This is a genomic window from Ottowia cancrivicina, from assembly GCF_029813755.1.
In the GTDB taxonomy this organism is placed as follows: Bacteria; Pseudomonadota; Gammaproteobacteria; order Burkholderiales; family Burkholderiaceae_C; genus Ottowia; species Ottowia massiliensis.
Window position 1 is genome coordinate 1 of record NZ_JARVII010000041.1, and the last position, 11,394, is coordinate 11,394.

General features: G+C 52.8%; 14 protein-coding genes and 2 pseudogenes. 14 read left to right on the forward strand and 2 right to left on the reverse strand.

Annotation, left to right across the window (positions count from 1 at the left end; all coding sequences use genetic code 11):
* From QB898_RS12545 to QB898_RS12555, 3 genes and pseudogenes are all read left to right on the forward strand, one after another.
* A pseudogene (locus QB898_RS12545) lies at positions 1-668 on the forward strand (hypothetical protein); the annotation flags it as partial.
* Positions 652-909 carry a hypothetical protein gene (locus QB898_RS12550; protein WP_279525223.1) on the forward strand — a complete coding sequence of 86 codons (258 nt, stop codon included), beginning with the start codon at positions 652-654 and terminating at the stop codon, positions 907-909. The pseudogene QB898_RS12545 and the gene QB898_RS12550, both read left to right, overlap by 17 nt.
* A gap of 553 nt (positions 910-1,462) precedes the next feature.
* Positions 1,463-1,750 carry a hypothetical protein gene (locus QB898_RS12555; protein ID WP_146007072.1) on the forward strand — a complete coding sequence of 96 codons (288 nt, stop codon included), beginning with the start codon at positions 1,463-1,465 and terminating at the stop codon, positions 1,748-1,750.
* Positions 1,751-1,936: 186 nt separating this feature from the next.
* On the opposite strand, the gene QB898_RS12560 is transcribed toward QB898_RS12555, so the two are convergent.
* On the reverse strand, positions 1,937-2,110 hold the full coding sequence (locus QB898_RS12560) for a hypothetical protein (RefSeq protein ID WP_279525224.1): 174 nt from the start codon (positions 2,108-2,110) through the stop codon (positions 1,937-1,939).
* 99 nt (positions 2,111-2,209) lie between these two features.
* On the opposite strand from QB898_RS12560, the gene QB898_RS12565 reads away from it, so the two are divergent.
* From QB898_RS12565 to QB898_RS12575, 3 genes are all read left to right on the forward strand, one after another.
* Positions 2,210-5,008: a DNA internalization-related competence protein ComEC/Rec2 gene (locus QB898_RS12565; protein ID WP_279525225.1), complete on the forward strand. Its 2,799-nt coding sequence runs from the start codon at positions 2,210-2,212 to the stop codon at positions 5,006-5,008.
* A 91-nt stretch (positions 5,009-5,099) separates the two neighbouring features.
* Positions 5,100-5,519, forward strand: coding sequence for a hypothetical protein (locus tag QB898_RS12570; protein WP_279525226.1), 420 nt, complete (start codon positions 5,100-5,102; stop codon positions 5,517-5,519).
* 1 nt (position 5,520) lies between these two features.
* On the forward strand, positions 5,521-5,850 hold the full coding sequence (locus QB898_RS12575; RefSeq protein ID WP_279525227.1) for a hypothetical protein: 330 nt from the start codon (positions 5,521-5,523) through the stop codon (positions 5,848-5,850).
* A gap of 76 nt (positions 5,851-5,926) precedes the next feature.
* Here QB898_RS12575 and QB898_RS12580 read toward each other — a convergent pair whose 3' ends face one another.
* The gene (locus QB898_RS12580; RefSeq protein WP_279525228.1) at positions 5,927-6,649 is read right to left on the reverse strand and encodes a Spy/CpxP family protein refolding chaperone; all 723 of its coding nucleotides are present in this window, start codon (positions 6,647-6,649) and stop codon (positions 5,927-5,929) included.
* Between the two features lie 28 nt (positions 6,650-6,677).
* On the opposite strand from QB898_RS12580, the gene QB898_RS12585 reads away from it, so the two are divergent.
* From QB898_RS12585 to QB898_RS12615, 8 genes and pseudogenes are all read left to right on the forward strand, one after another.
* On the forward strand, positions 6,678-7,049 hold the full coding sequence (locus QB898_RS12585) for a hypothetical protein (protein WP_156304242.1): 372 nt from the start codon (positions 6,678-6,680) through the stop codon (positions 7,047-7,049).
* Positions 7,050-7,688: 639 nt separating this feature from the next.
* The gene (locus QB898_RS12590; protein WP_279525229.1) at positions 7,689-7,985 is read left to right on the forward strand and encodes an ankyrin repeat domain-containing protein; all 297 of its coding nucleotides are present in this window, start codon (positions 7,689-7,691) and stop codon (positions 7,983-7,985) included.
* Positions 7,986-8,027: 42 nt separating this feature from the next.
* On the forward strand, positions 8,028-8,309 hold the full coding sequence (locus QB898_RS13510) for an RHS domain-containing protein (RefSeq protein ID WP_428982827.1): 282 nt from the start codon (positions 8,028-8,030) through the stop codon (positions 8,307-8,309).
* Between the two features lie 386 nt (positions 8,310-8,695).
* Positions 8,696-9,073 carry a hypothetical protein gene (locus QB898_RS12595; RefSeq protein ID WP_279525230.1) on the forward strand — a complete coding sequence of 126 codons (378 nt, stop codon included), beginning with the start codon at positions 8,696-8,698 and terminating at the stop codon, positions 9,071-9,073.
* Positions 9,074-9,368: 295 nt separating this feature from the next.
* A pseudogene (locus QB898_RS12600) lies at positions 9,369-9,635 on the forward strand (RHS repeat-associated core domain-containing protein); the annotation flags it as partial.
* Positions 9,636-9,958: 323 nt separating this feature from the next.
* Positions 9,959-10,378: a hypothetical protein gene (locus QB898_RS12605; RefSeq protein ID WP_279525231.1), complete on the forward strand. Its 420-nt coding sequence runs from the start codon at positions 9,959-9,961 to the stop codon at positions 10,376-10,378.
* A gap of 34 nt (positions 10,379-10,412) precedes the next feature.
* Positions 10,413-10,664, forward strand: a complete 252-nt coding sequence (locus tag QB898_RS12610) for an RHS repeat-associated core domain-containing protein (protein ID WP_279525233.1) — start codon at positions 10,413-10,415, stop codon at positions 10,662-10,664.
* Positions 10,558-10,983 carry a hypothetical protein gene (locus tag QB898_RS12615; protein WP_279525232.1) on the forward strand — a complete coding sequence of 142 codons (426 nt, stop codon included), beginning with the start codon at positions 10,558-10,560 and terminating at the stop codon, positions 10,981-10,983. The genes QB898_RS12610 and QB898_RS12615 overlap by 107 nt, the downstream gene beginning before the upstream one ends.
* Positions 10,984-11,394 lie beyond the last annotated feature (411 nt).

The following is an 11,394-nucleotide window of genomic DNA, read 5'->3' on the forward strand; positions in this document are numbered from 1 at the left end:
CGCTCGCTGACATGGCGGCAGACCTTTATGCCAATGGAGCGGCCGGGGCCATGATGGGCGGAGCGGGAGCCGCAGCGCTTGGGCGGCTCAATCGCATGCCGGGGCTGGGCAGGGATGTGGGGGCGGATGTAGCGGCGCTGTATCGTGGCATCCGCAACCCCTTCAGACAGGAAAGAACATCACCGGGGAATATTGGAAATGACATTCCCATATCTGGCGGGCATGGCCTGCGAAGTTCTGCATATGGCGACCCAGAACGTATGGTTCATGGAGTCGCAAGCGGCAGGGAGTTTGACCCGACGCAAGCAGGCGGACCTGTGCGCAATCTGTCCACCGAAGGCGTTCGCATTACAAATCGGGGAATTGACGTCGTGGAAAGACATGTCTCAAGATTTCAACCAGATGAAGCCAACAATTTCATGATCGAACGGCTCAGAAGGATTGCTCAAGGCTCACTGGAACCAACGGAGTGGGACTTGAATTACTACACGCATGAATTGAGGGAATATGTCAGATACAGGCGTTTGGGTTGGGAATCAGGTATTCCAAAGGACCCAATGGAAGCTCACAGATTATGGAACAATGCTCACACAGCCACACTGGAAGATTATGGATTGAATGGCGATATGCTTTACCATCCTGAGGTGACACATGCTAAAGCCTGGTGAAATATTACTCCTTAGATTAATTCGAGCCAATAATGGGAAATTAAACTTTTGTACTCTTGACAGAGCGGCTTGGAGGAATGGTTGGCGCGATCTGGACGAACGGCAGGTATTTGATGCGACTTATTCATTAATTGATAGAGGGTACGTTGTTGCGAAAGGAGAAAATCCAGGGATGCCCAACTACTGGATAACGGATTCTGGTATGAAAATTCTCCAAGAATTTGTTGAAAATAAATTATGACGGGATGATAATAGATGTGTGTATTAGCTGTCATCGTGCTACTGGAAATGACATTGAACACATATTGTGCAATCAGGGGCGTTATCTTAAGGTTTGTTGTTTGTTTTTCATTATTGGCAAAAGGAAATTCACCATTCATTATGTCTAATATCAACGAATCCAATCATTTGACATCAGCAATCTTTAGGCGAAAATCAGAATTAGAGTAATGAAACACCGCATAAAACGATTTTTATCAGCGCAATTGAATTGCATCAGTCGCTGTCACTGAAGATGGATTTTCCATACTCTCTGTCGGTGGGCGCAGGCTGATTATTCATGGCGATCACACTTCCGTGCCGGTCACTCCAGAAATAGGGCGTGAATTGGCCCGCCAAGGGTGGCGTTGGTCTTCGCATACCCATCCGGGCAGTGAACGGAATGTATTAAGATCTTCAGAAGGAGATAGAGCCTTATTGGAAGCAATGGGACAGCAATGGAGTGTATTATTTAATAATGAAGGCAGACGCCGGATATTTACCCCGGATGGGGATAGTCTGGAAGGATGGCAGCCATGACAAAAAAAATTCGCAAGCTGAGTTTGAAGGAAATGGAACCCATTGCGCGAGAAGCTACACGAAGCGCTTTGAAAAATTATGTTTGGGAAAAAGAAAAAATGAAAAATCTGACGCTTGGTTCAGGTTTTGAAGGTGATTTTGGTATTTTTGAATTATATCTTGCGGGAAAACGCCCAGAAGATGCTGTTGTATTAACAGAAACTTTAGTTAACAGACTAACGGGCGAAGTTTCAGTCAAGGTTTTTCTTCCGAAGAAACCGGAAGTGAGTAACCCGCCCGCATGAATGACTGGCCATCCGCTAGACCAATGCAGCCGCTACGCATGCGCCAGCGCTGGATATGAGTTTTTCATGGCGACTATGGCAAATAGATCATTCTGTCAGCGGCATGGCTTTGAGGTGAAGCCCCAGGCGCTGGATTGTGGAGAGAGCTTTTGCCTGGCTGAGCCAATCGAGAAGATTGAGCAAGGGCTACGAGGTCAGCGTGACTTCAGCTGAAGCGTTCGTCAGGATCGCTTGCATTTGGTGCATGGCCGGGCTTTGGGGATAGCTTTGAAGATAGGCTCTCAGGCTTTTAAAAAGATGGACTATGGCCGCCCACAGCGAATCAAACAGGCGCGCAGGCAAGCGCATGAATGAACGCATTGGCAGATGTTCTGGCGGGCGCTTTCATGGGCGTTTTTACAGGCGTTTTCGAGAACGTTCTTGCGGGCGCGGGCCAGCCCCCCGCGCTGAAAGCGCCGCATGAAGCCCCAGACTGCAGGCGCGGGGTTGCTGGCGTGGCTGGCGGCCTGGGTGGCAGGCACGGCCTGTCAGGTGCTGGCTGCCTTGCCTGTGCCGCCGCAGTGCAGCGGTGCGGCCTTGGCGCTGGCCGTGGCGGCGGCTTTGGCATCCGGGTTGTTGCGCCGCTTGCGGCATGGCCGTTGGCTGCCAGCGTTTGAGCCGCTGGCGCTGGCCCTGCTGGTTTTTTCCGGCGCGGCGGCGGGCTGGGGTTCGGCGGGCGCGCACATGGCCGCCCGCATGGCGCAGACGCTGCCTGCCGCAGCGCAAACGGGCGATGTGCGGCTCACGGGCATCGTCGCCGCCATGCCGCAGCGCGGCCCCACGGGTCTGCGCTTTGTGCTGGAGGCTGAAAGCGCCGCCACATGGCCCGGCAACACACCTCTGCACGTTCCCCGGCAACTGCAACTGGCCTGGTTCGTGCCGCCGGGCAGCGCCGCACCTGCGCTGCGGGCAGGCGAGCGCTGGCAGCTCACGGCGCGCCTGCGCCCGCCGTATGGCGAGGCCAACCCGAATGGCTTTGACGCAGAGCTTTGGCTGTGGCAGCAAGGCATACGCGCCACCGGCTCGGTGAAAGACGCCGCCAGCGCCCGGCGGCTGGCGGGCACGCTTGCGCATCCCGTTGAACAGCTGCGCCAGTCGCTGCGCGACCGCCTGCTGGCGCGGCTGGCAGGGCAGGGCGGGGATGCAGCGGATTCCGGCAGGCCAGCCCATGCGCCGGAAGCAGCGGCGGAGGAAGAAGCAGATGAAGAACTGGCGGATGAAGGCCGCGCCCCTGACCGCCCGTCTGACCGCGCCCCTGACCGCGCCTTTCTCGCGGGCATCGTCGCCGCGCTGGCCGTGGGCGACCAGAACGCCATCAGCCAGGACGGCTGGGACGTGTTCCGCGCCACGGGCGTGGCGCACCTGATGAGCATCTCCGGCCTGCACATCACCTTGTTTGCCTGGCTGGCGGCTGCCGCAGTGGGCGGACTGTGGCGCGCCAGCGCGCGGCTGGGCTGGCGCGCGTGCCTTGTTGTCAGCGCCCCGGCGGCGGCGCTGACCGGCGGCGTGGCGCTGGCGGCGGGCTACGCGCTGCTCAGCGGCTGGGGCGTGCCCGCGCAGCGCACCGTGCTGATGCTGGCCGCCGTGGCGCTGCTGCGGCTGGCGGGCTTGCGCTGGCCCTGGCAAGCCACCTGGCTGACCGCTTGCGCTGCCGTGCTGGCGCTACAGCCGTGGGCGCTGCTGCAACCGGGCTTTTGGCTCAGCTTCGTGGCCGTGGGCATGCTGTTTGCCAGCGACGGGCCGGCGGGCGGCTTTGCCTCCGGGGCGGATGAAGCGCCCGGCCTGTGGCGCCGCGCGCGGCGCTTTTTGCGTGAGCAGGCGCGCATCACGCTGGCGCTGACGCCGCTGGGGCTGGTGCTGTTCGGGCAGGCCTCCGCCGTGGCGCTGGCGGCCAATCTGCTGGCCATTCCGTGGGTCACCTTCATCGTCACGCCGCTGGCGCTGGGCGGCATGGTGTGCCCGCCGCTGTGGCACGCGGCGAGCTGGGCGCTGGAGCCGCTGGTGGTCTGGCTTCAGTGGCTGGCCGGCTGGCCCTGGGCCAGTCTCACCCTGCCCGCCGCCCCCGCCTGGATGGGGCTGGCCGCCGTGGCAGGCGGCCTGCTGCTGGCCCTGCGCTGGCCGTGGAGCTGGCGCATGGCGGGCCTGCCGCTGCTGCTGCCCCTGCTGCTGTGGCAGCCGCCGCGCCCCGCGCCCGGCCACTTTGATTTGCTGGCCGCTGACGTCGGGCAGGGCGGCGGCGCGCTCATCCGCACCGCGCGCCACGCACTGCTGTATGACGCCGGCCCGCGCTACAGCAGCGCCAGCGACGCGGGCCGCCGCATCCTCGCGCCCCTGCTGCAATCCCTGGGCGAGCAGCCAAACGGCATCCTCATCAGCCACCGCGACAGCGACCACGCCGGCGGCGCAAAGGCCCTGCTGGCCGCCGCCCCGCGCGCCTGGCTCATGGCCTCGTTTGACGACGCCGCCCTCACCGGCGCACGCCGCGCCCTGCGCTGCCAGGCTGGCCAAAGCTGGACGTGGGACGGCGTGCAATTTGCCGTGCTGCACCCCCTGCCTGCCGACTACGCCCGCGCCCGCCAGCAGCCTGATGGCGCGGGCGGCAACGCCCTGAGCTGCGTGCTGCGCGTGACGGCCCGCAATGGCCGCGCTGCCCTGCTCACCGGCGACATTGCCGCCGTGCAAGAGCTGGATTTGGCTGCCCGCGCCCGTCAGGGCGCCGCCGCCAGCTTGCGCGCCGACCTGCTGCTCATGCCCCACCACGGCAGCCGCCACTCATCCACCGACGCCTTTTTGCAAGCCGTGCGCCCCGTGCACGCCATCGCCCAGGCTGGCTGGCGCAACCGCTTCGGCCACCCCGCCCCGCAAACACTGGCGCGCTATGCCCGCCACGGCATCGCCGCCACCTCTACCGCCTACTGCGGCGCAGCCCTCTGGCAAAGCTGGCAGCCCGCGCAACTGCAATGCGAACGCCAGCACGAAAAATGGCAATGGCCCTGGCGCACGCGGCCTGAAAAAGAAGATGAAGCCCTGCAAACCCTGGAAGCAGGCGTTGGAAAACGCCTGACGGGCAAGCGGCCCAATAAAACAGATGGCGCTCGTCACCCACTATCATCTGAGATGCTCCAGAAAGAAGAGCAAATTCAGACCTCAAGAAACCCCGGTAGCGCGCGGTTCTCTAGGACCTATTGCTATCAATCAAATAGCAAAAAGGTAAAATAGGCCGCGAGCCGCCCTAGCCAGACAAGACAATGGAAAATGCCCTGTGCGCCCATGCTGATTTTTAGATTCAACGCTTGAAAGGGTTGAAATGATGGAAAAACGCAAAATGATGGCTGCCGCGTTGTTGCCAGCCATCATGATTGTTCTTGTTGGATATCTGTCTTTTCGCCTTCATGAGGCAAATGAATATCTCAGGGATAGGATTTATTATTCCTCCGTAAGATTGAATGATTATTTGATGTTGATGCGCGTCATGAAGAAGGAACATCCACCGGAACGGGATTATGTAAAAAGATTCAATATCATGTTGAACGCAGAATTGTCTTTTGTGGAACATGATTGGACCTGGTTTTTTGATGGCGATGATGACGGAAAAAGATTTGCCCAATGGATTTGCCGCTCGGCAGATGGATTTTTGCAGGCCGATAGCAATTTTCTGGAATCAGCGACGCCGGAGCAATTGAAAACCGTCCGGTTGAAAATGAAATGCAAGGCAAAAACGGAGATTTGATATGTTCGCACTCAGGAACCTGACGCTGGTCTATTTTTTTTGCTTTTTTGTTTGCGTACTGCTGAATTTCATTACTGACGGGGCTTTCATGACGACAAGGACGGGGGCGCTGTTGTTTCAGGCACTGAGTGTCTCGTTTATTTGTGTGGGTTTTCTCTGCACTTTTATTTTCATTTGCTTCAAGTGTCCGCATTGCGGAAAGAGAGCCTTGGAAACGGAAGGCGAAGACCTCTTCCATTTTTTTGGGAGAAGACGCAATTATTTTGCATTCCGGTGCGTGAATTGCGGCGCGCCGCTTGGAGCCAGTTCAAAGTCTGGCGGCAAAAAGTAAATCGCGGATGGGCTTTGCGGCCCGATGGCGGCTTGGGCGCGACAGCCCCGCAGCGGCCCGTTAATTCGCTACTGATTCAATAGCAGCAAAGCCCGTCAAACCGTGCGATAGAGGCGTTTTTAGGGCCTTTTATTTGCTCCTGAAAACGTAGCGCATCGCGCCCGGCCCGGGCTGGCGCAGGCCAAAAAAACGCCTGACGCAGCAGCGTCAGGCGCATGGCAGTCATGCCGCGCGGCGGATGCCTGCCGCCGCGTTCAGTGTTTGCCGCCGTGGCTTTCGCCGTGATGGCCTTTGCCGCCGCATGCCTTATGGGGGCTGTGCTTGGGGCCGTGGCCGTGGCCGCGCGCGGTTTGCTGGTCAAAACCTTTTGCTGTTCGGCGCTGAGCTGGCTGTAGAACTGTTTGATGGCCTGGTTGCGGGCGGCCATGCGGTTTTGGCGTTCGGTTTGCATGGCTTGCATGCGGTCGAGGCGCTTGGGTGTGGTCAGGCGCTCGAGTGCATTCCGGCCAGCGCCTTGTTCCGGCTGGCGGGCGGGCGGCTGCATGGCGCTGACAAGCTGGTTCCACGCGCCTTCTTGCGCGCTGATGATTTGCAAACGCTGCTTGAGATCGGCCATGCGTTTGGCGTGGCGTTCTGCACGGCGTTCGGCATGGCGGTCTGCTTCGCGCGGGTTTGCGCGTTGTTCGCTGGCCTGGGCCGATGCTTCGCCCGATGCGGGCATGGATGTTTGCGCCGTGGCGGCGGCTGCGGCAGCGGCCATCAGGGCAACGGCCAGCCAGGATTTGCTGCGTTGGAGCATGGTGCGTTTCCTTTCGTCAGAAGGTTTCATGAAGAAGATGAAATGCCGCCGCCGGTTTTTGCAGTGCGGCATGCCTGCCAGTGTGTCGGGCGCATGTTTCGCGCAGCGCGCGGGATTGAAGTTTTTTAAATGCCGCCGTTTGCGCAGCCATGAAAAAGCCCGGCGCGGGCCGGGCTGGTATTCTTTGACGACCTGTGCGCCTTGCAAAGAGTCTTGTGTGATTACTCAAGAGAAAATGACTTTTTTAAGTGCTGGTTACACTTTAAGGCTTTCAATGAGTCACGACTACGATGATAACCCAAGCCCCAACGATGGGCATATTCATCAGCTAGCAGATATCACAAGAAAGATGCCAATTTGTATGGAGGCAATTTCTATAAATTACTTCGGGTGCCGCTGAAATTGAAAATGAATGGAGTGCATGAGTACCTGCTGGCAGTTCAAATAGATTTAATTAAGTTAAATCTTGTGGACTGGCGGTCTATTTATTCAAACAGTGTTGAATATAAAAATTTAAAGAGAGGTTTTTGAAACATTTCTCTGAATTCGCCTTAAATGTTGGCCCGGATGATCTGCTGGATCTTATGTTGGAAAATGGTGCAAGAGTTAATGTAAAAAAGAAGAGGATCAGTTGATATTTCTTGCTCTTTTCCCTATAGGAAAACTGGATTTTCTTCGGTTCGCATGTGGAGGCCAATCATAGCCGCTGGGGCTAATGTGAACATCTTTTGTTCTACTGGATTGAATCTGTTAATGATGGCTATAAATAATGACGCTTTTGTGCATGCTGTAATTTTGTTGAATGCCGGCGCAGATCAGTGGATTCGATCTGAGGCATTGAATTTAAATGCAATAAAATTTGTGCTATCACAAAAAAGAATAGTTTTATTAAAATAATGAGGAGCTTTATTGGTTATCAAGAATTGTAATTTTGTTATGTCTCATTAAACATTAATCAATTGTCATGTCTGTTTAAATAATATTGGAGAGTGCTGTGATAATTGCCAGAATTAATGAGTTTGATGTATTCATTAAAGATGTGACTACTTATCCGGATTGGATTGGAGTAGATGTTTCCGATAAATTGGCTTGCAATAGTTATGGAGACACTTTGTTGCATGTGGCTGCGTGTCAGGATAGGGTTGACATGATTGAAGAGTTATTGAATCATGGAGTTCCTATTAATAAAAAAGGAGAGCATGGGTATACAGCTTTGCATGAGGCGGTAGAACAAGGAAGCTATTTGTCCGCGCTGTATTTGATAAAAATGGGAGCTGATCTATCTATATTGAATGATTTTGGACAGAAACCTTTAGAGCTTCTTGTCATAAAATGATAAGCGCTGGGCCTGATAGCCGAAACCGACGAGAAGGGGCAAATGACCAAGGCCTACGGCTTCAACTCGGTAGCGGCCCAGCAGGGCCTGTGGAGCACTGATCCGGTGTGGCAAGTCGAAACGCCAGGCGGCAGCCTGACGGACCCAAAGGCGCGCTATGACTGGCTGCACACGGACCATTTGGGAACGCCCATATTGGCGACGACGAAAGAGGGGCAAACCAGCTGGAAGGCCATCGCAGAGAGCTTTGGCGCAACGCAAATCAGTATGGTTTGGCGGAGAGATGGGTGTTACGGCTCATGCACTTTTTGGGGCTTGATATAGTTTTGGGTCCCTTTTGAATGTGAACACGGAGGAGGCATGTCCTTATGTCCGAACCTGTTTGCGGGTTGGGCAAGGGCTCCAATTGACGGCAGGACTTAAAGGAGTTGCTGTTTTATGCGGAGGACCTCATTGCGGTAAAAATTTATCCGGGTTCAGCTGCTCCTTATTAGGGAAGTTACTTTTCTGGGGAGCATTTCAGGATCAATATCGCGCGCCGACGGAAAAGGGGTTTGTGGCGCTGGAAGCGGAGTGGGATACGACGGAAAGTCAGTTGGATTAGGGGCGTCCATTGCTATTGAGAGATGTTATATGCACGTGGCATCTTATGCTTGCAAGAACACGCCTTGTGAATGCAAGGATTTGAAATCATGCGATTGCCCTAGGTAATGAAAAAAGATTCTGGTTATTCGTTGATGGGGTCGATTGGTTTTTCCATGCTGATTGCTGCCCTTGCGCTGACTCCATTCAATGGAAGTATCGGCTTGTTTGTCAAGAGATTTCTGGTGATTTCTGGCTCTTTGTTATGTGCTATGTCAACCCTGTTGAGGTTTATAAAATTCAGGTCGCTTATTTTTGAGGCGCAAAGTCAGATGCTAAGTCAAATATGGATTGACTACAGAATAAGATTCCTGCTCATTTTGCAAATTATTTTCGCGTTGATTGCTTTGTTTGTTCTGGATGTAAGTATATTCTTCAGGATATGGATAGGGGGATTTTCGGATCATTGGTTTGGCTTGTCTTGTTTTGCCTATTTAAATGTATGAAAAGGCAGGAATGAGGGCTCTGGCTCTAGGTTGGATGCTGGGTTAATGTTTGGTATGGGAGCAAGTGCAGAAATATTAGTAAAAGAAAAATTATCCGATAGATGCAAAAATAATTTTTACGGGTTGATGCTTGCTGCTGTCATGGGCGCGTGAATCATGCTGATGGTTTGCGATGGCAGATAAATAACCTGAAAAAAGCCAGCTACCACTACATGGTCGCAGACCGTCCGGGAATGCCCGTGTTGGCGCTAATAAAGCAGGCGAGACAACGCGGAAAGCGAACTACGAGGCTTTCGGCAAAGCCAGAATTTACCTGTCCTCGACGGCGCAAATTAACCTGAGGCTGCCGGACCAATACTTTGATACGGAAACGGGGCTGCATCAGAACTGGAACCGGGACTATGCGCCAGGTATTGGCAGGTATATACAGGCGGATCCCATTGGGCTGGTGGGGGGATTGAATGTTTACCAGTATACATATAACGATCCTTTCAAATATATTGATCCGTCAGGAGAAATTCCAGTTGTGCCAATCATCTGGGGGGGTATTTGCGGTGCGTAGCGCGATGCACGGCGCGCGCAACGGCGTGGGATGCCCTGACAGGAGAGATTGACTGTTGGCATGACACGCTGCAAGATAATGTCAAGGGATGCGCAATGAGTTGCGCTAATCCGTTGAATTATTTTAAATTAACAGCAGTCAAGAATGCAAGACAGCAAATTAGTAAATGGTATTCGACTAGGAAGAGAGCAAAAGAAGCTGCAAGAAGAAAAGGAATAGGGTCTAATAATTGGTCAGATGCTTATGGCAAAGACGGGAATTTTCATGACAAAATCATGACAATAAGAATAAACAAAATGTAAATTATAGATGGGGTAGAAAAAATGAAGCGAACAGACCAATACACTGAGGAAGCATTGAAAGCAATAGCCAGAATCGCCATCATTGATAGTCGTAGAAGTAGATTTATTGAGTTTGCTTCGACATCAAAAGGAATAGAAAAGTGGTTAAAGGATCTGGATCATTTTGAAAATTATATCAATATGCGTAAAGCTATCAGTTTTCAAGATAGCAGGCAGGTTTTTGGTTTTGTAAAAAATAACTTTTGCGCAGATGATTCTGGATTCGCTATTTCCACGCAAAGCGAATATAGAAGAGGAGTGTTTGGGAGAATGGATAACATAATTTCCGATTTGCTTGGGTCAGGAAATGGATCCTTCTTGCTGATAAATAAAAAACAGCAGTTTTGTTTATACTTGGGTGAAGATGTAAGGTCAAATTTTATTTGGATGACGAGAATATAGAATTACTTCACCTTAAGACGAAATCAACCTGAGGCTGCGGGACCAATACTTTAATGCGGAAACGGGGCTGCATCAGAATTGGAACCGGGACTATGCGCCAGGCATTGGCAGGTATATACAGGCGGATCCGATTGGACTGGCGGAGATTGAATGTTTACCAGTATGCCTATGGGAATCCAATGGTTTACATGGATACAGAGGGGAGATATGGCATCCTTGGTTTTCTTGGGGGAGTTGGAGTGAATCTTTCGTTTCAAGTTATTGGCGCTATGATACAAGGAGCTAGTATTACAACGGCACTGAAGTGTATTAATGTGACTGATGTTATTGTAAGCGGGGCGATGGGAGCCTTAGGACCCACATTTTTGTCTCAAATCATACTCAGGAAACCGGGTAATTTCGCAATGAATGCATTTAGAAAAGAAGTATTCAAAGAAAGTACGACTGCTGTTAGATGGATGTATGAGAGCTCTGAGTATTTTACTCGTTCTATTCCGGCAGGTTTCGCAATAAAGAAAGCAATGCCTGATATGCGTATAGGAGGAGATGACTGTGAATGTGAAAAATATAGTTTTGGAGGCCTTTTGGGAGAGATTTTTCATTAAATTTTAAGGCGATAAAAATGTTTGCGAAGCTCTCTCTTTTCATCATAATATTTTCATGTGCGTTTCCGCAATATGCTGGAATCGTTCCGCAATATTAAGGGTTATAGTGATACCTACGCCGATTGCCTGTCATATTGTTGGCGCTCTATTTGTTGAAAGCAGCGGTTTGTCGCTTGATGCCGATTTACTGATTGGAGAGTTGTTTATGGGGTTTGTACTGTATTTTGTTATATGGATTAGTACCAAGGGTTGAATGTTAATCCGGATGTTAAAATCAAGTATAAATGTAAAATAAATAGTTTTTGTATTTGTTATTTGCTCCAGCGCCGCTACAGCCGCAACCCGGCGGGCCACATCACACGCATCGAAAGCGAAGAAGGCGCCAGCGCCTACACCTACGACCGCCTGGGC